Raw genomic sequence first — 22,758 nt, 5'->3', positions numbered from 1 at the left:
AATTCAGTCAACAATAAAAATAGGAAATAAATCATGAGTACGACGAACAATGATACCTCAGACATCAAAAAAGCAGCAGAGCAAGCAAACGGTCAAGAGATTGAGAAAAATCTAGAAGACAACAAAAAAGTCGATGCGCCTGAATCACTAAGTGAAGAAGAGCAAACAGCGTTCATTGAGGATGACCTACGCACTGACAAATAAGAGTGTGTTTGCAGCATACGTCCAAAGCACTAATCAGATAACGATAATAAATAATGCGAGGGAGACGCCATGACCATGCCAGAAAAAAACAATACTGAAGAAAAATTCCTTGTAGAGGATCCCGCCGTTACGACGCAAGAAAATCCTCAAGGCAGCTACGAAGGCCGAAAGTACCAGCCAAATATAGATGGGCCGGAACAAGCCTCACAGGAGACAGACGAGGTCTATGTCGACCCGCGCAAAGAAGAAAATCTGCCTGCGGGTGGCAAAAACGTATCGGATCTAAATGCTTATGATCTGAGTCGAGACGACTAACAAATGATAAGCACAATATGTTATCGATACAAACAATAATTATAATAAGGACAAAACAATGGAAACCAGAGATCCTGCTTTAAGTAAAACTCGAATCGCAGAAACGGACACGCATGAAACTTTAGACAGTGCTCAAACGGTGAAAAACCATGAGGAGCTCGAAGAAAACGTCAATGAAAATAAAGGTACCGACACTTTTGAAGAGGGTATAGTAGAGTCTGAGCACGTCAATGATGGTGACAATCCTGCTCGACAGCCCGACCGCCGCGATCAGCCAGGTAATGGCTTTGATGATAATATCAATGAAAGCACCGTTGCAAGCGAAGGGCCTGATAGCCATAAGATTAACAATAAAAATCGCTATGCTAATGTTGATAATGCTCAGACACGGGTGCTAAACCCTGACGAAAAAGATCATAAAAAAGACAGATAGTTTTTTTATGATCTAGGGCACATCCTTCATTCACTTTATTTACTTTGATCTTTCTATCATAAGGAAATGCTATGAATAATCCCAATAATCACTCATTAAAACCAGCAGAGGCAGCGCAGTCACCAAGACACCAGCAGCATGAACTAAAAGATGCTGACGACAATGATGGTATCGTGCCTGATGATGCGCTGCAAAAAGCCAATCCTGCGGCTGCAGAGCGTGTCACAGATGATCACGACCCGCATCACGTCGCCAAAGACCATAAACAGTACGATAGCCCTCTGATGGAAGACAATAAATAGTTAAGCAGGCGTACCACTATGAAAGCGTAGCTCCGCGTCTGGATTATCTATTAATTCTGCTTCTACTTCTTTAAAAAACGCAACGCGCTCATTGATATTATCATCTGATAATGACTGGGCAAGCGCTAGATAATCCTCAAAATGACGGCTCTCTGACTTTAGCAGGTAACGATAGTATTTTGCTAGACGCGCATCATCAATGACTTCCGCCAACGCTGCAAAACGCTCACAAGAGCGCGCTTCAATGAACGCCCCTATGATCAGTACATCGACCATCGCTGCTGGCTCATAAGTACGTTTATGTTTCAGCATGCCCTTGGCATAGCGACCTGCACTCAAATACTTCCAGTCTTGGCCGCGCTCATTCATGATGCCAAGCACCTGCTCGTAATGCAGCATCTCTTCACGTATGAGCTGTGCCAATTTACGTTGCAAATCATAAGAGAACTCATACCGAAACATCAAATTCATCGCAGTGCCTGCGGCTTTTTTTTCGCAATTGGCATGGTCTTGAATGATGAGTGGTAGGTTCTCTATAGCCGCATCGACCCACGCCTGCGTCGTGCGCGCACCCAAAAAATTATAAATAGGGGATAGGTCTACCTTTATAGGAGTACGCAGATGCGTAATATCGACGCTGTCTTCCCCTACGTCCATACTGCTTTCGTCAACGACATTTACTGGTGAAAGGGGCGCTTCTTTTTCGAGGTTATCCTTATGAATATCGTAGTGATCAGTACCATGCGCTGATGATTGTAAGGACGAGAGGTCGGGCTGGTTTATAGTCATAATCTAAAAGGGCTTTTTTATAAATGAGAGTTTAAAGCAGCTAATTTATAGATGCTTTCAAAATAATGGGCTACAGTTACTACGGCTAAGTAAGTTGTCTGGATAATGGACAGTATTTAAGTATAACTATAGATGGTAATGATTACTTACAGTTTAGTCTCAACTGAGCATTCATTAATTTCTAGATAGTATTCATGGTCTGTGAGGCTTACGTCTTATACGATATCATTATTATACAACCCCAATATTTATTTTCTAAATGGCGTTTGCTTGTTTATTTTATTATTTGATAGTAGGATGAGATTTTGCTCTTTAGTCACAGTGTCTTGCTATCAATAGCACTTAGTAGAGAATGGCAAGCATTATACCAATGACAATTCTCGTATGAAAACAGAAGATTTATACAGTCTATTTTAGGGCTGATGAAAAACTCTTTAATGAATAATTATTTATCAGCATTAAATACCATAGGTTGTCGTAGGTAGCAATGATATCTTTTATTGTATAAATAATTGTTGATAAAAATAACGAGTCTTAAATAGTCGCTGTAGCAATTTAGTATTACCAATACTCACCAATAGATAAGGATAATGACATGGGCCAGTCTTCTAACGCCAATCGCCTTCAAAAAGGCACTCTTGCCATCGACCAACAGTTGTATGACTTTATTGAAAACGAAGTGCTGCCAAAAGTTGGTGTTGATTCAGACAGTTATTGGTCAGGTTTTGAGAAGGTTATCAAGGAGTTTACGCCACGTAATAAAGCGTTGCTAGAAACTCGAGACAAGTTTCAAGCACAGATTGACCAGTGGCACCTACAACACCCTGCAAAAGATGGCGAAATCGATTATCCAGCCTATAAGGCGTTCTTGCAAGAGATTGGTTATCTACTACCAGAAGGTGATGACTTTACGGTCAGTACAGAAAATGTCGATGACGAAATTGCTCATATCGCAGGGCCGCAGCTAGTCGTACCAGTACGTAACGCTCGTTATGCGCTTAACGCGACCAATGCGCGTTGGGGCAGCCTATATGATGCGTTGTATGGCACCGATGTTATCAGTAGTGACAATGGTCAAGAAGCGGGTGGTAGCTATAATCCTACTCGCGGTGCTGCTGTTGTCGCTTATGCCAAAGCATTTTTAGATGAGCACTTCACACTAGCATCAGGCTCTTACAATGATGTGACCAGTTTTAAAGTAGTCGATGGCAAGCTTGAAGTCGTACAGGGTGATAGCAGTACCGAGCTAAAAGATACGGCTAAGTTTGTCGGTTATGTCGGCGAGGCAGATAGCCCCTCTGGTATTTTGCTCAAAAACAATGGCTTGCATGCTGAGATTCAAATAGATGCCAATCATCCAGTTGGCAAAGATGACCCAGCAAATATCAAAGACGTGCTACTTGAGTCAGCCATCACTGCGATTCAAGATTGTGAAGATTCGGTCGCTGCTGTAGATGCAGAAGAAAAAGTGGAAGTCTATCGCAATTGGCTTGGCTTGATGAACGGCGATCTACAAGAGACCTTTGAAAAGGGTGGCAAAACCCGTACTCGCAAACAAAACCCAGATCGTGAATATAATACACCTGATGGCGGTAAGCTGATTTTGCCAGGTCGTTCGCTACTCTTGATTCGTAACGTGGGTCATCTCATGCAGAACCCCGCAATTTTGGTTGATTTAGGCAATGGCCAAGAGCAAATATTTGAAGGCTTAATGGATGGTTTAATCACACCATTATTATCACTCAATGATATCAAAGGCAAAAACGAGCTATCAAACTCCCGCCAAGGCTCAATGTATATTGTGAAGCCAAAAATGCATGGCCCTGAAGAAGTTAAAATGGCCAATGATTTATTCAATGCATCAGAAGACTTGCTGGGTCTAGAGCGTAATACGCTCAAAATCGGTATCATGGACGAAGAGCGCCGTACCACAGTCAATCTGAAAGAAGCGATTCGCCAAGCAAAAGAGCGTGTTATCTTTATTAATACAGGTTTCTTAGATCGTACGGGTGATGAGATGCATACCAGTATGAATGCCGGTCCGTTCGTGCCAAAAGGCGACATGAAGTCGCAAGCATGGCTACCTGCGTATGAGCAGTGGAACGTTGATATCGGCTTAGAGACTGGTCTGCAAGGTCATGCTCAAATTGGTAAAGGTATGTGGGCAAAACCTGATGAGATGAAAGAGATGATGGACACCAAAGCGGCTCATCCTAAATCTGGTGCCAGTACGGCTTGGGTACCCTCACCAACGGGCGCTACCTTGCACAGCATACACTATCATCAAGTTAGCGTGGCCGATGTACAAGATACGCTAAAATCACGTGAGCGTGCGAGCTTAGATGATATTTTGACCATTCCATTGGCAAAAAATACCAATTGGACAGAAGAAGAGAAGCAGCAAGAGCTTGAAAATAATGCTCAAGGTATCTTGGGGTATGTGGTACGTTGGGTAAACCAAGGCGTAGGCTGTTCCAAAGTACCTGATATCAATGATGTTGGCTTGATGGAAGATCGTGCTACCTTACGTATCTCTAGCCAGCATATTGCCAACTGGTTACATCATGATGTGGTAAGCGAGCAGCAAGTGATGGACACAATGAAACGTATGGCAAAAGTCGTCGATGAGCAAAATGCAGGCGATAGTGATTACCAGCCAATGGCAGATAACTTTGATAACTCTTATGCATTTAAAGCAGCCTGTGATTTGGTCTTTAAAGGACGCGAGCAGCCTAGTGGTTATACTGAACCATTGTTGCATCAAGCGCGCCTTGATCTAAAAGCCAATGCTTAGAGAGGCCGGCTTAGCAATGGGTATTTTAGCGTATGCTGAAGCCTAAGGTGTAGTATCTAATCTTGCTCGTTTGTAACGCTAAATATGTCATAAATACGCTGGTCGATTCTTCATAAGCGCTATTTATTTATCAATGGATAGCGCTATTTCTTGGGCAATTATTTTGTTTTTATTAAAATATTTTAATACTATAAGTAATGATATTAATCAATAAAAGCGCTATCTGCTTGAGTAGATAGCGCTTTTTTTTGTAGCTATTTGGATTTTATAGGTGACTTGTCATTTGATACTGGGGGTATCGAAAAAGCGAAAAAATATGTTGCAAATTATGTCAAAGTTGTTATGCTTGTACTCGAAGTATGAGTTTGGTAACGGATGTTACGCAATGGAGTGATAAAGACAACAGGTTACACGGCAGTTACGCTCTTAATCCCAGTCATGTAAATTATTGTTTTTTTCATCTTACTGTAATAGAACTTCGCCACACTTGTTTCTGACTAATCTCGGTAGCCAGTTACACATTATATCTTTGAGGATTTGTGACGATACCATTATGGGCGCCAGCTAATAACAGCTTGCTCATTACTACAATTGTAAAGTGGAGATACCCCATGAAAAAACTACTTTTAGCTACAGCAATCGCAGCCCTATCTGTATCAGCAGCCAATGCAGCACCAACCGTTTATGGTAAAGCATTTCTAAGTGCTGATTATGTCAATGGTGAATTTGATTCAAACGTTAATGATGCTTTTGATCGTGATGAAGATACCGTAGAAATTAACTCATACAGCTCACGTATTGGTCTAAAAGGCTCTGAAGCAATGACTGCCAACACTGATGTTGTTTATCAGTTAGAGTATGGCATCCGTGTTGATGGTGAAGATCGTACTTTCAAAAGCCGTGATACCTATCTTGGTGTAGTAAACAAAGACTTCGGTGAAATCCGCGCAGGTCGTAACCAATCTACCCTAGACTACATCAACAACGTCATCGTAAACGAAGGTTACTGGGACAACTTAGGTAGCAACAACCTTAACAGCAACCAACAACTTGCTGGTCTAAACATGTCTGATAGTGGTCGTATTAACAACTCTATCATTTGGAAAGCCCCTCAATACAACAACCTACCGCTAAACCTAGCGGTAATGTATAGCTCTGACGCTAATGAAGACAATGGCGCTAATGATAGTGATGATGGCTACGGCGCGGCGTTGACCTTTGATCAAGGTACTGGTTATACTCTAGGTCTTGCTTATGACAAAGACCAAAACGTCAACGGTGAGATCATCCGTGGTACGGCTACTGTAGATCTAGGTAAATACATGGCATACCCAGTACAGTTGGGCGCGTTATATCAGCAAGCTGACTTTGACTACTCTTCAGAAGACGAAAAAGGTCTGGTACTAAGTGCAAACATGGATCTAAACAACTTTGCTCGTCCAGCAAACGTATACGTTCAGTACAACAATACTGAAAGCTTGGATGGTAACGAAAATTCAGACTCAGATCAGATTGTTGTTGGTGGTAAGTACTTCTTTAAAGACAACGTCATCATGCACGCTTACGCTGGCTTGAACAAAGCTGACAATGTAAGTACTCAAGCAGCCGGTATCGATGATAATGGCGATGATGCAATGTTCGATACTATCGGCGATACAGAAGTATTCGTACTGGGTACTGGTCTAGAATACAGATTCTAATACCAACGCTACCATGTAGTTAAAAAAAACTCATCCTTCGGGGTGAGTTTTTTATTGTATAGAGTACGAATAACAGAAAAATGTTTATTATCAGCGTGAAAAATAAGAGTTTCAGATAGTTTGCATTTTTGCCCTATATTTTATAGCGTATTTTTAGTAAAATCCTTCTTTACCAATTACCGACAGAGTACTATGACCAAGTTTATATTCGTGACCGGTGGGGTAGTGTCCTCACTAGGAAAAGGTATCACCGCAGCCTCTCTTGCAGCGGTCTTAGAAGCACGTGGCGTGACTGTCACGATGACCAAAATGGATCCGTATATTAACGTCGATCCAGGTACGATGAGTCCGTTTCAGCATGGTGAGGTGTTCGTCACCGAAGATGGTGCAGAGACTGATCTAGATTTGGGTTATTATGAGCGTTTTTTACGTCACTCAAAAATGAGTAAAAGTAATAACTTCACCAGCGGCCGTATTTATCAGAACGTTTTAAATAAAGAACGTCGCGGTGAATATCTAGGCGGTACGGTACAGGTTATTCCGCATATTACCGATGAAATCAAAAACAAAATCCTTGCCAGTGGCGAAGGCTATGACATCGCAATTATCGAGATTGGCGGTACGGTTGGTGACATCGAATCACTTCCATTTATGGAAGCCGTACGTCAGATGCAAGTAGAGCTGGGGCGCAATCGTGCCATGCTGATGCATCTTACTTTAGTACCTTATATTGCCAGTGCCGGTGAGACCAAAACCAAGCCGACACAGCACTCTGTAAAAGAGCTACGCTCAATCGGTCTACAGCCTGATATCTTAATCTGCCGCTCTGATCATCATATCTCACAAGACAACCGTCGTAAGATTGCACTGTTTACCAATGTTGAAGAGCGTGCGGTCATTATGTGTGAAGATGCGCAAAGCATCTATCAAATACCGCGTACGCTACATGAGCAAGATCTTGATGATCTCATCTGTGAGCGTTTCGGTCTTGATGTGCCCGAAGCGGATTTGAGCGATTGGGATAAAGTGGTTGAAGCCCAGCTAAATCCTGAAGGAACAGTGACAGTTGCGATGGTTGGCAAATACGTTGAGCTACCAGATGCTTATAAATCGATCAACGAAGCATTGCTACACGCAGGTATCACGCATAAAGTCGATGTCAAAATCGACTACATCGATGCTGAGCGTTTAGAAGATGACGACACTCTACTAGCGCAGCTAAAAGAAGCCAATGCTATCTTAGTACCAGGCGGTTTTGGTGAGCGCGGTACGATGGGTAAAATAAAAGCCATCACCTATGCTCGTGAAAATAATGTGCCGTATCTAGGTATTTGCCTTGGTATGCAGCTGGCCGTGATAGAGTATGCGCGCAATGTACTGAATATCAATGCCAACTCTTCTGAGTTTGATCGTAAGACAGCTGAGCCTATCATTGGGCTTATCACCGAATGGTTAGATGAGCGCGGCGAGCTACAGATTCGTAGCGATGACTCAGACCTCGGCGGTACCATGCGCCTAGGCGCGCAGCAAGCAGAGCTGGTTTCTGGTAGCAAGCTTGCTCAAATTTATGGTGCTAACAATATCACTGAGCGCCATCGTCATCGCTATGAGATGAATAACCGCTATATTGAGCCATTAGAGCAAGCAGGTATGACGATCTCTGGTTATTCCGCCAAACAGCACTTGGTAGAGTCGGTTGAGATTAGCGAGCATCCATGGTTTGTTGCTGTACAGTTCCATCCTGAATTTACTAGCTCACCACGCGGTGGTCATCCACTGTTTAATAGTTTTGTCAAAGCGGCAAAAAATCATAGCGAAACATAGTAATCACTAAAGCATTTGTTGTTATGTGAGAGCATGATGTTTGCTAAAAAGACTGATCTTCGGATTGGTCTTTTTTTTGCTCAACTCAGGTTGTTTGTTGTTATTAACGAGTCAATATCCTCATTAATAATCTCTAATTACGCTTGCATACTTTTTTTAATCAGGCTATCGGTTACAATATGGGATAGAGATATTAATAACAAAATAAGAGGTAGGGGCTAAATGGAAAACCTATTAACGGCGCAATCACACATTGCACTTAACACGCCTAATAATAAGACGATCAACATTGGTAATGATCAACCCTTTGTATTATTTGGTGGGATGAACGTCTTAGAATCTAAAGAGTTGGCGTTTGAGATTGCTGAGCAATACGTTGAGATATGTGAGCGCTTGGGTATCGGCTATGTGTTTAAAGCGAGTTTTGATAAAGCCAACCGCTCAAGCCTGCATTCATACCGAGGGCCGGGACTCGCGCAAGGTATCGATTGGCTCGGGCAAATCAAAGAAAAATTCCAAGTACCGATTATTACTGATGTACACGAACCTCATCAAGCAGCACCAGTCGCTGAAGTTGCTGATATTATCCAGTTGCCAGCTTTTTTGTCACGTCAGACGGATTTAGTCCATGCAATGGCAAAAACAGATGCCATCATTAATATCAAAAAGGCGCAGTTTTTAGCCCCTCATGAGATGCGTCATATCGTCAATAAGTGTCTAGAAGGCGGTAATGACAAGCTGATACTTTGTGAGCGTGGTAGTGCCTTTGGTTATAACAATCTCGTCGTCGATATGCTCGGTTTTGATACCATGAAGCAGATGGATATCCCCGTATTCTTTGACGTGACACATAGCTTGCAGCAGCCAGGCGCGCGTAGTGACAGTGCAGGTGGGCGCCGTGAGCAGATTACGACACTGGCACGTGCTGGTATGGCGACAGGGTTGGCAGGGCTTTTCTTAGAGGCGCACCCAAATCCAGAAACGGCGAAATGTGATGGGCCATGTGCGCTGCGCATGAGCCAGCTAGAGCCGTTTTTGCGTCAGCTTAAGCAGATTGATGATCTGGTCAAAGGCTTTGAGACATTAGATACTCATTGATATTATAAATGATAAGAGGGTGATGCAATGGCGATTCAAACCGCACAAGTCAGTATAGAAAATATCGACGATGAAGCTGGTCTAGATAGTGTAATGACCGCTCTTAAAAATATCTCAGGCGTGACTGCTATCGATCTAGATCCTGTGCATGATATTGCAACGGTCAGTTATGATGATACGGATACGAGTATTCATGCTTTGACAGCGGCGATTAGTATGGTTGATTATGTGACTCAGCCATTTCCTATGGATGCGCCGCAAAATCCGCATCATAAAGACTAAGATATATGGACGATCTGAATGCTACATAAGCAATGAGTAGCGTTCAGGTTTTTATTAAGAAGTTCCTGTCTTGTTAATAGCATCTCGTTAATAAAGTAACAACCAAAGTGTCTTGCTGTCGCTGATGATAGGGCTTATGCTTGTTTAATGGTGCTTTGATAGGTTTTGAGAAGTAAATATTGAAGAACAGCTATCAAGGCTACTTTTCACTAATAAAAATAAGGAGCCAACCATGGCAAGCCAAACACGTATTATTCAAATTGAAGGTATGACTTGCAGCGGCTGTGTGGCAAGTGTCCATACTGCTACTGCCGATATTGACGGTTTAGATACGATCACCGTGGATTTAGCTGATAATTTAGCAACGATCACCTTTGATGATAGCAAAACCAGTGCAGAAGCGATTGCTTCGATCATTGATGAGGCTGGATTTGAGGCGACTGTCGCTAATTCATAAATGTCGTCATCTATCTACAAAACCAGCTACCATGATTACTGGCATGTTAGCTGGTTTTTTAATGGTTAAAAATTCTGATTATAGATTACGTCCATGGCTGTCCTAGTTTGCTGCTATTTACTAAATGATTTAGGCTTACTTGAATAGATGATGGTTGTGACCATCTAATAGGTGCTACTTGAATATATTGCAATATGTCTGTCTATAATAATTGGATAGCCTAAACAGCGTATTCATACTGATTGTCATCGTGTTTTACTTGTTTTATTTGATTTTTTTGTCAATCCACTGATATTTTATTATGGCTTCTATGAGTATATAGACGCTATAAAGAGTTATTTTTATGAATGATACTACCCGTACCACTAGTGATGAATCCTACGATGTCGAGACTGACATTCAATCAAATACGCCACTTGCACCGCAACGTGCGCATCTGCAATTGGCGATTGATGGCATGACGTGTCAGGCCTGTGCTTCACGAATCGAAAAGGTGCTGAATAAAAAGCCTTCAGTGTATGACGTGAGTGTGAATTTTGCTGGTGAGACGGCAAATGTAGATTATGATCCGACGCAAACGACGCCAGAACAGGTCACGGAATGGGTAAACAAGACGGGTTTTGTTGCCAATCTACAGGCCAGCGACAGTTTATTTGCAAAAACAGATGAAGACACAGCCACCCAATATGCATGGCGATTGATTGGTTTATGGTTGTGTTTGGTGCCATTTTTGGTGGGTATGGCAGGCATGTTGGTGGGTGCTGGGATGGCGTGGATGCCGCCCATTTGGATTCAGTTTATTTTAGCGACGATTGTACAGTTTGGCTTTGCGTTACCATTCTATAAGAGCGCATGGGCATCCATCAAAGGCGGTCTTGCCAATATGGATGTACTGGTGGTGATTGGTACCGTGACGATATGGGCATATTCGACTTATCTGTGGCTTACTCATGGCGATGGCACTTTGGGGAGCCTCTTGCAAAGTGGACATATGGGCGGACACGGTGCTAGCAATAGCCCAGCCGTATATTTTGAAGCAGGGGTGATGGTCATTGCGTTTGTGCGGACTGGTAAATACTTAGAGGAACGTACCAAGAAGCATAGCCTCAACAGCATTGATTTATTATTGTCATTAACGCCAGATGAAGTCGAGCAGCAGCAGCCAAATGGTGATTTTCATAATATTGCACTGTCTGATGTACAAGTAGGTGATATTTTGCGGGCCAAGCAAGGCAGCCGTATCGCGACCGATGGCATCGTCACAGATGGTAGCGGCTGGTGCGTGGAGAGTCACTTAACAGGTGAGTCAATAGCGCTCAAAAAAGAAGCGGGCGATGGATTACTGGCAGGTGCTTTGGTGGAGAATGGCAGTTTGCTCTATCGCGTCAGTGCCAAGGGTAGTGACACCAAGCTTGGCGATATGGTGCAAGCATTGAGTGAGGCACAAGGCTCAAAAGCTAACTTGGCAAGATTGGCGGATAGAGTGACTGCTGTGTTTGTGCCAATCGTGGTCACTATTGCGTTGGTTACTTTTGGCCTAACATGGTGGCTGACTGGTATGGTCGATACGGCCTTAATGCATGCCGTCTCAGTATTGGTCATTGCTTGTCCTTGTGCGCTTGGTTTGGCCACGCCAGCAGCCATTATGGCAGGTATGGGGGTTGCTGCGCGTCATGGCGTGTGGTTCAAAGACGCGCAAAGTCTCGAGGCGGCAGGCAATATTGATACAGTGGTGCTCGATAAGACAGGCACGCTGACCATTGGTAAGCCGACTATCGTCGATCAGGTCATGGTGGATAAGTCACTGGCCGTTGATGATGTATTGCAAATTGCAGCCAGTGTCGAGGCGCACGCCAGTCATCCACTAGCAACAGCTCTGATCAATACTGCTAAAGACCGTCAATTGTCTCTATTCAACGTGACTGATATCAGTGTGATAAAAGGTGCTGGTATACAAGCGAATATCGAAGGGCTTGGACGAGTAAACGTCGGGACGGCTGAATTTGCTAATATGACGTTACCTAAGCTGATGCCAAAAGTATGGCAAATTGCCAGTACCGTTGCCATTAGTATCAATGATGAGCCACTAGGCGCATTTGCCTTAGCAGACGACTTGAAAGCGGATACCCCGCAAGCAATCACTGCGCTACAAAATGCGGGTATTAATGTGATCTTGATGAGTGGTGATAAGCAGTCGGTCGTCGATCATGTGGCAGGACAGCTGGGTATTGAAAAAGCTTATGGCAAAATGAGTCCACGCGATAAGGCCAGTCAAATTGCACGGCTGCAAACTGCTGGTCATAAGGTGGCGATGGCAGGAGACGGGGTCAATGATGCGCCAGCGATGGCCACTGCCGATGCCAGCTTTGCAATGTTTGAAGGAACAGATGTCGCGCAGCACAGCGCTTCTGCCCGTCTAATGGGCGAGTCGCTCATGCATATTGATGCGGCGCAGAAGATTGCTCAAGCAACGCTACGCAATATTAAACAAAATCTGTTTTTTGCTTTCATTTATAACTGCCTTGGTATCCCGCTTGCCGCTTTGGGGTTCTTAAATCCGATGATTGCAGCAGCAGCGATGGCACTCAGCTCCATCTCAGTTTTGATGAATGCATTACGCTTGACACGATTTAAGACAGAGGTTGCGCTTGAGAATACGGTATCTACTATGGATAAGAAAAGCAGTTTGGTAAAATCATCACTGAAATAGTCGCTCTGATATGTCATAGACACAGACAATCGAGTTGCACTAGACGCCGCTAACCCTGATTATATTTATGAGTGCAAGTGAGTGTAAGATAAAGGAAGTTTGGTAAAATATATGCTATGATGCCAAGCACTATAGCCAAGCATTAACCCAATTAATAAACCGTCTATCGTGTGCAAGCATAGCCACATGGCAGTAAGGATTGAAGGGGTTTTAGGTATATGAGCTATACGATATTTTGCTTTATCTTTTTTGTATGCTAGCTGCCGTTATTTATCTCACAAACTTGGCATGACCAAAGGAATTAACAGACATTATGTACGCTGAAGAAACCAACAACGTCACCGCAATTAAAGACATTCGCGCTCGTGAAATTTTAGACTCGCGCGGCAACCCAACTATCGAAGCTGATGTGATCTTAGCTGATGGCACTGTCGGCCGTGCTGCGGCGCCAAGTGGCGCATCAACAGGCTCACGTGAAGCGCTTGAGTTACGTGATGGCGACAAATCTCGCTATATGGGTAAAGGCGTCAAAAAAGCCGTTTCCAACGTCAACAGTCAGATTCGCAGTGCTTTGATTGATAAAGATGTGACTGAACAGCAGGGTATTGATGATGCCATGATTGCGCTAGACGGCACAGAAAACAAAGAGAGCTTGGGTGCGAATGCCATGCTAGCGGTGTCACTTGCGACGGCCAAAGCGGCTGCCAAGTCGCAGAATCTGCCATTGCATCAGTATATTGCTAACTTGCGTAATCAGACGTCATTGACCATGCCTGTGCCAATGATGAACATCCTAAATGGTGGCGAGCACGCGGACAATACCGTTGATATTCAAGAGTTTATGATTGAGCCAGTTGGCTTTACCAGCTTTTCAGAAGCGCTGCGTGCTGGTACAGAGATTTTCCACAGCTTAAAGTCTGTATTGAAATCACAAGGCTTAAATACCGCTGTTGGTGATGAAGGGGGTTTTGCACCAAATCTACGTAGCAACGAAGAAGCCATCACGGTTATTATGCAGGCGATCGAACAAGTTGGCTACAAAGCGGGTGAAGACATTCATCTTGCGCTAGACTGTGCGGCTAGTGAATTTTACAAGAACGGTCAATACGTATTGGCAGGCGAAGGCAACAAAGCTTTCGATAGCCAAGGGTTCTCAGACTATCTCGTTGGGCTCACGCGTCAGTATCCTATTATCTCTATCGAAGACGGTCTTGATGAGTCAGATTGGGATGGTTGGAAGTATCTGACCGAGCAGATTGGTGATAAAGTCCAGTTGGTCGGTGATGATCTATTTGTGACCAATCCTACAATCTTGCAAGAAGGTATCGATAAGCATATTGCCAATGCCATTTTGATTAAGTTCAACCAAATCGGTACATTGTCAGAAACGCTAGATGCGATTTATATGGCGAAGAAAAATGGCTATGCAACCATCATCTCGCATCGTTCAGGCGAAACCGAAGACAGCACCATTGCAGATTTAGCAGTTGGTACCGCTGCCGGTCAGATCAAAACAGGCTCACTATGCCGCTCAGACCGTGTTGCTAAGTACAACCAATTGCTACGCATCGAGCAGCAAGTACGTGCAAGCTACCGTGGCCGTGAAGAGTTTATCGGTCTACGTGGTTAACATACTGACTTGGCTTTTTAACGCGTAATATGCGTCAAAAATTCTAAGCTCAAAAGCCGAACTTTTCATTGAATCTAGGCGATATATAATCATTTGTGTATCGCCTAATCATCTTAAAACTCTTATATCATTTTTTCTATGTTGTTTGGCGTTGTCACCTTATGAAATATTTTAGCCAATTTATACTACTTGCTCTAGCCGTTGCAGTGCTTTTGGGATTGCAATATCAGTATTGGCTGGGGGAAAATGGCCATTTTGAACATAACAAGTTGACGGCTCAAATTGAAGAGCAACAACGCTTAAATGATAACCAAGTTGCAGCAAACAATCTATTACGTACCGATGTGCAAGATCTAAAAACTGGACTTGAGGCGGTAGAAGAGCACGCTCGCTTAGATTTGGGCTTAATCAAACCAAATGAAACTTTTGTCCAAGTATCAACTGCACCAACGACGCATAGTAGCTATTAAGCTATAGCTATCGATCTGTATGATGTGATATCAAGCATTATCATTTATTATAAAGCCATCCGTCATTCTTATCATTTTCACTATCTCTCTTTAAATATATCGTCATGGGTTCAACCATGAGTATCACACTATGAATAAAACTCCTAATATACACGCCATGATCGTCGCAGCTGGTCGCGGCAGCCGTTTTGGTGCATCCATTGCCAAACAGTACACAATGCTACAAGAGCAGACGTTGTTGCAGCACAGCGTGGCTAGGCTTGGTCATAGCGATTATATTAATAAATGCCTATTAATCGTAGCAGCAGACGACAGCACAGCGCAGGAGCTAGAGTTTGAGCTTCCTATATATTACGCAGTTGGTGGGGCCGAGCGTTGGCAATCAGTGCAGGCAGGGGTAGAGGCCATCAGTGAGTCAGGCGCCGATGATTCGGATTTGGTACTCATTCATGATGCGGCACGTCCCGCTGTACCGAGTGTGGATATCGATCGAGTTATTAAAGCGGCGATGAGGGAGCCTTATGGTGCTATCTTAGCGACACCGGCGGCCGATACGTTGAAGAGCTCCTATCAGAAAATCACACCTACTGAGGAAGATAGACTCATTCCTTATGCGAAATGCACTATTGACCGTAGCAACATATGGCAAGCACAAACCCCGCAAGTTTTTCGTTTAGGTCAGCTGAAACGCGTCCTACGCTATGTGTCTGAACATCAGCTTAGCATCACAGATGAAGCCAGTGCTTTTGAGCACTTAGCGCTACCTATACGTTTGGTGTCGGGTAGTCGACAAAACATCAAGCTTACGTATCCTGATGACGCCATTTTACTGGCAGCAATTCTTGATATCCAATTCTCACATTAATCAAATTTATAGATTTGCTTCGTATTTATATCAGATAGCTCAAGGTAATGACTGTCAATATCGCATCAATCTCACGGCAAGTTTTAGATTCAATAAAATTTAAGTTATATTAATTTAATATATAATATACATTTAAAACATGTTTTTTGTATATAAGCGAGACTATTAATTAATAAAAGGTTGCTTTGATGACCAATCTAACCTATGATGTAACTAACTTAATACAATTAATATAAAAACTTATAAAATCAATAATATATCAGACCGATTCATTACGCTTAATTATGTTGTCTCTATATTTTCTGAAGTTAGTATGATTGTTTTAGCGACATTTACCTGATAATAGGGAGAAGCTGATTGTCAACAATCAACGATTCAACAAACCCAGTAACGACAGATCTCTGCCAGCTTGTATATATAAGCCGGATTACCTCTACTGGTCTTTCAAGTCCTAGCACGCTTAATGATATCTCAGAGACCGCGGTCGAACGCAATCAAATAGATAATATCACGGGTATTCTTTGCTATGGCAATGGCTACTTTTTGCAGTGTGTCGAAGGCTCAGAGCAGGCACTAACCAACCTAAAAAATCGTTTGTTGATAGATGATCGACATAAAGAATTGAAGGTTTTAGATTTTTCTGAGATTACCAAACGTCGTTTTGCCAGTTGGTCATTACGTTCAATTACCCTTGAGCGTTGGATGACTAAAGAGCCTGAGCTTAAAAAGTTAATGCCATTTAAGCCGTATGAGTGGGATTCTAATGAGTGGCAGAAGTTCTTAGACATATTGCAGGGCTACTATGAAGAGCAAACGAGAACAGGTAACGTTGATACGCCTCCTATCAAATACAGTACGCTAGGGGTGACATTGAGTAAGGTCGTTGGTCAACACCAAGCATTCTTTTTAATTCAGACGGTACTCGGCTTGATGATAGCTGCCACATTGCTATGGCTAATGCTGTAATCGATAAATAATATAGTTATAGGCGTTAATTCTCTTATGATTTTAAGTATGTTCATACGATTGCTCAAAGTATGTTCATACGATTGCTCATCGAGCTAAATACTAATTATATCTAGTTGAGCAGACAAACAAGAAAAAGCCAGCATTGAATCAATGCTGGCTTTTTCTATTTAAACAACTAGCTTGGATATTAAGAGCAGACATAAAAAACCCCCACTCATAACATATTATGAGTGGGGGTTTCGGTGGTACCATTGTTAGTCTTATTGAGTGCTAACAAGTGACGCCAAATAGTGGCGTCCCCAGGGGGATTCGAACCCCCGTTACCGCCGTGAAAGGGCGGTGTCCTAGGCCTCTAGACGATGGGGACTAGTAACAACACTTCAACTGCTTTCACCATTTATGCTGAAGTGGTGCGTATTTTAGTAGCGTCTGCGTTTCCTGTCAAGCCTTTTTCTACGTCTTTTTAAAATTAAATATCTTTTTTTAATTGCACGGCGAGGATGGAGATCATTGCGCTTTAAATGATACCGAATCCATAGGGAAGTACAAACACTAATAGTTAAAGCGAGCAACATATAGCCTAGGATGGTTCCCCATAACTTAAGTTGTGGATCCATAATAAAGTCCCTCCTATTAGGCCTCGATAGTATTCGCTAACAAGGCAGAGTGAGCAACTTGAACTATCTATAGGATATAACTGCATCGCTTAAGCGCGACATTCATCATAAGTAGTCATATTAGTCGTCCAAAAATATGACATTTATTATTATACAAAATAATTCCATCTGCTTATCGTGATATCAATCATATCCCTATTGATTATCAAATCAAGATGTCAAAGTCATCAAATATTACAAATAGCACTATTATGTATGATTGGCAATATATGATATGTGACTTATTCACTATCGTTATCAGCTGATGCTTCTGTAGCTTCTTCATTGTGCATCGCATTAGCGAGCATAGGATAATTATTGAGTATGTGACAGAACAGCTCGGCTGTCTTTTGAGTGTCATACAGTGCTGAGTGAGCATTTTTACCATCAAACTCGAGTCCTGCTGCCTTACATGCCCGTGCTAGTACAGTTTGTCCAAATGCCAGTGCAGACAAAGTCACGGTATCAAACACTGAAAAATTGTGAAAAGGATTGTGATTCTTACTATTGGTACGTAGCACAGCTGCATTTAGAAATGCCAAATCGAAATGCGCGTTGTGTCCAATCAGAACACATTGACGGCACTCTTCTTCGCGGCGTACTTCTTTTAAGCCTTTGAAGATACGGCGAAGGGCCGTTTTTTCATCTTCAGCAATGGCTTTGCGCATTGGGTTGTTAGGATCGATGCCAGTAAAGGCAAGGGCACTGGGCTCTAAATTTGCCCCCTCAAATGGCTCAATATGCGCATTGAATGCCTCACCTGGGTAAAATACGCCATGTTCATCAAGTAGTACAGGAATACAGGCGATTTCTAATAGCGCATCAGTCTGAGAGTTAAAACCCGCTGTCTCGACATCGACGACGACAGGCAAAAACTTACGAAATCGGTCTTTTAGACTCAAGGGTGTTTGCTTATCGTCGCCCTTGTCTTCAGTAGCAGCACTTGGAATTACGTTCAGGTCGTCATCCATGGAATTTGAGACATCTGCGTCAGGCAAGGTTGCTGTATTTTGATTGGTCATATCAAGTTCAATCACTTTTATCAGTCGTGCTGGTATATGGAATTGCACATCATTATTTCATAACATCGATAACGCCTTTGCACTAAGGAGGTTTAGTACAAAGGTATCATTGGCATTGTAGAAAAATAATAGGTTGCTTTGTCAGTGCTAGGCTGTGTGGCTACTAAATCTTAAGAGACCAAGGTAACGTTTCACCTGCCATGAGTGGCGTTAATGATGCCCCATCAAAGTAAGGGTAGTCGTTCGGCACTTGCATAGGGGTGTTGACAAGCGTAATGGTACTCTCGTTTAGAGGTAGACCGTAGAACTGCGCGCCAAAGCGACTGGCAAATCCTTCTAGCTTATCTATTTTGCCAACGCTATCAAACGCAGTGGCATATAACGGCAGGGCAGTTGCTGAACTATAGCAACCAGCACAGCCGCAAGCGGCTTCTTTCTTGTCGGTAGCATGTGGCGCAGAGTCGGTACCCAAGAAGAATTTTGGATTACCACTCGTGGCCACATCCAACAGGACTTTTTGATGGCTTTCACGCTTCAAGATAGGTAAGCAATAAAAGTGCGGTTTGATACCACCAACTAATAGATGGTTGCGATTAAACATTAAATGCTGCGGCGTAATAGTAGCAGCAACATGGTTGCCTTGAGCCAATACAAAATCTGCTGCATCACTGGTCGTTATATGCTCTACCACGATTTTTAATGTTGGAAATTTGACGATGATTTGCGCCAGCACTTCATCTAAAAAGCGTTTTTCGCGATCAAAGATATCTATATGGTCTTGCGTCACTTCACCATGTATCAATAGTGGTAAATTGTGCTTTTCTAGTGCTTCAAATACATCGACACAGGCATTGATATTGGTAACACCATCGGCAGAATTGGTGGTCGCTCCAGCAGGGTAAAGTTTGACCGCTTGTACGATGCCTGACTGTGCGGCCAATTCGATATCTTGAGCAGTGGTATTGTCCGTTAAGTACAGAGTCATACGTGGATCAAAGGCTGATTTTCGCTCAAGACTTAAATCGCTTGCTGCCAAAGTTTCCATGATACGCGCGCGATAGGCCTGCGCATTATGTGCATTTTTGACTGGCGGCACAAGGTTTGGCATACAGATCACACGGTTAAAGCTACCTGCTGCGTGTGGTACGGTCGTGCTCAAAGCCTGATCGTCGCGCAAGTGAATATGCCAATCATCTGGCTGAAGGATGGTTAATTCTCTAATCGAATCAGTCATAGTGTCAAAGCGCTCTATATCGTCAAATAAAGGAAAAAAAGAGGATAATACTGTGCGACTATCATAACAGATTTGCCCAGTTGACTAAATATAAGGCGAAATATCTGTACATAATTCATTGAGTACTATTTAACCCTTTTTAAGATTTAAGCCAAAAGCACACGCCTTATGGCAGTTAGACTTTTGCCTATAGTAAATATGATGTACACTGAGCAGGTAATTTCTTTTTAACTTGCTTACGATTTGATCTTAGCGCGTTTACTAAAACTAAATTCTCATAACAGGAGTTTTTCATGGCTCAACTTGATCCAAAAAATATTAATAAAATCGTATTGGCATACTCAGGTGGTCTTGATACCTCAATCATCGCTAAATGGCTGCAAGAAACCTATGATGCGGAAGTGATCACCTTTACCGCTGATATCGGTCAAGGCGAAGAAGTTGAGCCAGCAAGAGCCAAAGCTCAAGCAATGGGTATCAAGCACATCCATATCGAAGATTTGCGCGAAGAGTTTGCCCGTGATTACGTATTCCCGATGTTCCGTGCCAATGCTATCTATGAAGGTGAGTATTTACTCGGTACGTCTATCGCTCGTCCACTAATCGCAAAGCGTTTGGTTGAGATTGCTAAAGAACACAATGCCGATGCCATCAGTCATGGCGCAACTGGTAAAGGGAATGACCAAGTTCGTTTTGAGCTAGGTGCTGTCGCTTTGTCACCAGACGTGGTAACGATTGCTCCTTGGCGTGAGTGGGATTTATCAAGCCGTGAAAGCTTAATGCAATATGCCAAAGAGCATGACATCGCTATTGATTATGCAGGCAATAAGAAAAAATCTCCTTATTCAATGGATGCCAACTTGCTACATATCTCTTATGAAGGTGGCGTTCTAGAAGAGCCGTACACTGAAGCAGAAGAAGACATGTGGCGCTGGTCTGTCAGCCCAGAAGACGCGCCTGATGAAGCGCAATATCTAGAACTAGAATACAAGAAAGGCGATATCGTTGCTATCGATGGCGAAGCCCTAAAGCCTTATGAAGTCATGATTAAGCTGAATGAAATCGGCGGTAAACATGGTATCGGCCGTTTAGATATCGTTGAAAACCGTTATGTTGGCATGAAGTCACGTGGTTGCTACGAGACGCCAGCTGGCACAATTATGCTAAAAGCCCATCGCGGTATCGAGTCACTAACGCTTGATCGTGAAGCTGCCCACCTAAAAGATGAGCTCATGCCACGCTATGCAAAAATCATCTACAATGGCTATTGGTTCAGCCCTGAGCGTATGATGCTACAGGCATTGATTGACAAATCACAAGAATACGTCAACGGTACGGTACGTGTAAAATTATACAAAGGTGCTGTGAGCGTCGTCGGTCGCAAGTCAGATGATTCGTTATTTGACGAAAAAATTGCAACTTTCGAAGATGATGCAGGTGCTTACGATCAAAAAGACGCAGAAGGTTTTATCCGTCTAAATGGTCTGCGTTTGGCTATCGAAGCTAGCCGTGGTCGCGATTTGTCTAAATAAGCGTTTCGATTGTACGTAGTTAATATTGTACGTAGTTAACTAAGTATTTAGCTCAACAGCAATAAAAAAGAGGCCTATATAAATAGCGCCTCTTTTTTTATGGCTGATGCGTTTCTATCAAGACTCTGTTTTGAACATTAGTTTATTGAAAGCAGATGTCTTTATTGAGCTTGTGCTGTCTCTGCCGTATCAGACTCTTCATCGTCCACTCTCACAATAGCGACATCTTGTTGCTGCCGCTCATCAGTGATATCTTGTGCTAATATTTCTTCGGTGGCGAGCACGACGCCATCAGACTTTTGCGATTGATATTTGAGCGTAGCGAGCGCCCCCAGTACACCGATGACAAGTATAATAATAAGAATGACAGGGTTTTTCCAAAGCGGTGTGGAAGCGTCATATTCTATCGGCTTTTCGCTCGTTGTCGCTGGCGTGTTGTCATTATTGCCACCGATCAATCCTAAGCTTACTAAAGGCGGCTTTGGTGGATTGGCGGGTTCAGAGTTGATGCGCAGTCGATTTCGAATAAGATAAATATCAGAGATTTTCGCCAGCTGTAATAACCAGCGCTGATGTGGCAAAGCAATAGCATGCATCTCTTCAAATACCAGCATGTCGTTATGACGACCCTGCGGCAAGTTCTCCGGTGAACGACCAATAGCTTTTAGGTAATTACCCGTTGCCAATTGCATGTCTTGTACAGGTTCATGGTTTTTAGGCTCGAACCCTGTCAACTCGTACCAGTGGCTATCAAAAGGTGGCGGGGTGTTTGATAACTGCTCAGCGTGTAATAGCTTGAGCTCTGCACTCTCCGGATGATTTTCCAAAGACTCTTTGTTTTCTACAGACTCTGTCAGTGTGGCCGGCTCGCTGTTAGCACGCTCTGACTCAAGAGTAGGCACTGCTTGCGTTTGTACATTGTTAAAGCGTGCTGCGGACAAAAACTGTGGCTGTAGGGCAAACCATTTATTCATCTCGTCACTATCGAGTTGACTGTATTCTGCCAAGATGGCCAGTTCTCGAAGGACAATCACGCATAAAGAGGTGAGTAAGATTTGTACTTGCTGCGTTTTTGCATGAATATCTTCAGCAATATGATCACTGATTTTTATCACACGGGCGCTGTTATTAAAAACGGCATCTGCTGCATCGTTTCGGTGATATAACGTCGCCTTAAGAGTCGCAAAATTCATGGAGTTATATTGTCGTAACTCTTTGACAGCAGCACGTCCAAATAGTTTTTTGCTAAGTGCTTGTTCTTGATGTTGCTGCTGATAGGCAAGAAGCGCGCTCACAATAGCTTGTAAACTGGCATCCATCGCGAGCCTCGCTTGTGGCAATGAGAGCTGTGCGGCATCAGCCAAAAGTGGCAGCATAGGCTTGGTATCATGATATAAAAAATCATACATCGACACACGTGTCGGTGAAATAGTCGTCATAATCTGCTAGCATCAAAAAGTGTGCCTCTATAT

The 22,758-nt window shown here is 43.1% G+C and carries 20 protein-coding genes and 1 tRNA gene; 16 read left to right on the top strand and 5 right to left on the bottom strand.

Going from position 1 to position 22,758, the window contains the following annotated elements:
- Positions 1-33: 33 nt before the first annotated feature.
- From BTW00_RS14075 to BTW00_RS06875, 4 genes are all read left to right on the top strand, one after another.
- Positions 34-204 (top strand): hypothetical protein, encoded by a 171-nt coding sequence (locus BTW00_RS14075; RefSeq protein WP_167337591.1) that lies wholly within the window; start codon positions 34-36, stop codon positions 202-204.
- 69 nt (positions 205-273) lie between these two features.
- The gene (locus tag BTW00_RS06885) at positions 274-519 is read left to right on the top strand and encodes a hypothetical protein (RefSeq protein WP_071002139.1); all 246 of its coding nucleotides are present in this window, start codon (positions 274-276) and stop codon (positions 517-519) included.
- Between the two features lie 58 nt (positions 520-577).
- Positions 578-952 carry a hypothetical protein gene (locus BTW00_RS06880; RefSeq protein ID WP_075106798.1) on the top strand — a complete coding sequence of 125 codons (375 nt, stop codon included), beginning with the start codon at positions 578-580 and terminating at the stop codon, positions 950-952.
- A gap of 71 nt (positions 953-1,023) precedes the next feature.
- On the top strand, positions 1,024-1,254 hold the full coding sequence (locus BTW00_RS06875; protein WP_058024097.1) for a hypothetical protein: 231 nt from the start codon (positions 1,024-1,026) through the stop codon (positions 1,252-1,254).
- Here BTW00_RS06875 and BTW00_RS06870 read toward each other — a convergent pair whose 3' ends face one another.
- The gene (locus BTW00_RS06870; protein ID WP_075106870.1) at positions 1,255-1,911 is read right to left on the bottom strand and encodes a tRNA-(ms[2]io[6]A)-hydroxylase; all 657 of its coding nucleotides are present in this window, start codon (positions 1,909-1,911) and stop codon (positions 1,255-1,257) included.
- 727 nt (positions 1,912-2,638) lie between these two features.
- Here BTW00_RS06870 and BTW00_RS06865 point away from each other — a divergent pair.
- The 11 genes from BTW00_RS06865 (at position 2,639) to BTW00_RS06810 (ending at position 16,839) form a co-directional block, all read left to right on the top strand.
- Positions 2,639-4,837 carry a malate synthase G gene (locus BTW00_RS06865; RefSeq protein WP_075106797.1) on the top strand — a complete coding sequence of 733 codons (2,199 nt, stop codon included), beginning with the start codon at positions 2,639-2,641 and terminating at the stop codon, positions 4,835-4,837.
- Positions 4,838-5,448: 611 nt separating this feature from the next.
- The gene (locus tag BTW00_RS06860; protein WP_075106796.1) at positions 5,449-6,537 is read left to right on the top strand and encodes a porin; all 1,089 of its coding nucleotides are present in this window, start codon (positions 5,449-5,451) and stop codon (positions 6,535-6,537) included.
- A 192-nt stretch (positions 6,538-6,729) separates the two neighbouring features.
- Positions 6,730-8,361, top strand: a complete 1,632-nt coding sequence (locus BTW00_RS06855) for a CTP synthase (RefSeq protein WP_071002133.1) — start codon at positions 6,730-6,732, stop codon at positions 8,359-8,361.
- A gap of 222 nt (positions 8,362-8,583) precedes the next feature.
- Complete coding sequence (gene kdsA / locus BTW00_RS06845; protein ID WP_075106794.1) at positions 8,584-9,459, top strand: 3-deoxy-8-phosphooctulonate synthase; 876 nt, start codon at positions 8,584-8,586, stop codon at positions 9,457-9,459.
- 27 nt (positions 9,460-9,486) lie between these two features.
- Positions 9,487-9,741, top strand: a complete 255-nt coding sequence (locus BTW00_RS06840; RefSeq protein ID WP_075106793.1) for a heavy-metal-associated domain-containing protein — start codon at positions 9,487-9,489, stop codon at positions 9,739-9,741.
- Positions 9,742-9,973: 232 nt separating this feature from the next.
- A complete protein-coding gene (locus tag BTW00_RS06835) occupies positions 9,974-10,198 on the top strand; it encodes a heavy-metal-associated domain-containing protein (protein ID WP_075106792.1) in 225 nt (74 codons plus the stop codon).
- 343 nt (positions 10,199-10,541) lie between these two features.
- Positions 10,542-12,908, top strand: a complete 2,367-nt coding sequence (locus BTW00_RS06830) for a cation-translocating P-type ATPase (protein WP_075106791.1) — start codon at positions 10,542-10,544, stop codon at positions 12,906-12,908.
- A gap of 313 nt (positions 12,909-13,221) precedes the next feature.
- On the top strand, positions 13,222-14,538 hold the full coding sequence (eno, locus tag BTW00_RS06825; protein ID WP_058024089.1) for a phosphopyruvate hydratase: 1,317 nt from the start codon (positions 13,222-13,224) through the stop codon (positions 14,536-14,538).
- A gap of 161 nt (positions 14,539-14,699) precedes the next feature.
- Entirely contained in the window at positions 14,700-15,008 is a 309-nt protein-coding gene (locus BTW00_RS06820; RefSeq protein WP_058024088.1) for a septum formation initiator family protein, read from the top strand.
- Between the two features lie 130 nt (positions 15,009-15,138).
- Positions 15,139-15,873: a 2-C-methyl-D-erythritol 4-phosphate cytidylyltransferase gene (ispD, locus tag BTW00_RS06815; RefSeq protein WP_075106790.1), complete on the top strand. Its 735-nt coding sequence runs from the start codon at positions 15,139-15,141 to the stop codon at positions 15,871-15,873.
- Positions 15,874-16,230: 357 nt separating this feature from the next.
- The gene (locus tag BTW00_RS06810) at positions 16,231-16,839 is read left to right on the top strand and encodes a BLUF domain-containing protein (RefSeq protein WP_075106789.1); all 609 of its coding nucleotides are present in this window, start codon (positions 16,231-16,233) and stop codon (positions 16,837-16,839) included.
- 294 nt (positions 16,840-17,133) lie between these two features.
- On the opposite strand, the gene BTW00_RS06805 is transcribed toward BTW00_RS06810, so the two are convergent.
- The 3 genes from BTW00_RS06805 to pyrC all read right to left on the bottom strand — a co-directional run bounded on the left by BTW00_RS06805 (position 17,134) and on the right by pyrC (position 19,754).
- A tRNA-Glu gene (locus BTW00_RS06805) sits at positions 17,134-17,209 on the bottom strand.
- A gap of 531 nt (positions 17,210-17,740) precedes the next feature.
- Positions 17,741-18,469, bottom strand: coding sequence for a ribonuclease T (rnt, locus tag BTW00_RS06800; protein WP_371915061.1), 729 nt, complete (start codon positions 18,467-18,469; stop codon positions 17,741-17,743).
- A 214-nt stretch (positions 18,470-18,683) separates the two neighbouring features.
- The gene (gene pyrC, locus BTW00_RS06795; RefSeq protein ID WP_075106788.1) at positions 18,684-19,754 is read right to left on the bottom strand and encodes a dihydroorotase; all 1,071 of its coding nucleotides are present in this window, start codon (positions 19,752-19,754) and stop codon (positions 18,684-18,686) included.
- 293 nt (positions 19,755-20,047) lie between these two features.
- Between pyrC and BTW00_RS06790 the strand changes: the two genes are divergently transcribed.
- Entirely contained in the window at positions 20,048-21,286 is a 1,239-nt protein-coding gene (locus BTW00_RS06790; protein WP_071002124.1) for an argininosuccinate synthase, read from the top strand.
- Positions 21,287-21,447: 161 nt separating this feature from the next.
- On the opposite strand, the gene BTW00_RS06785 is transcribed toward BTW00_RS06790, so the two are convergent.
- The gene (locus BTW00_RS06785; protein ID WP_075106787.1) at positions 21,448-22,725 is read right to left on the bottom strand and encodes a hypothetical protein; all 1,278 of its coding nucleotides are present in this window, start codon (positions 22,723-22,725) and stop codon (positions 21,448-21,450) included.
- Positions 22,726-22,758 lie beyond the last annotated feature (33 nt).

The organism is Psychrobacter sp. C 20.9 (genome assembly GCF_001921765.1).
In the GTDB taxonomy this organism is placed as follows: Bacteria; Pseudomonadota; Gammaproteobacteria; order Pseudomonadales; family Moraxellaceae; genus Psychrobacter; species Psychrobacter piscatorii_B.
Note: the sequence above shows the minus strand (reverse complement) of the source record. Positions and strands in the feature narration are given on the sequence as shown.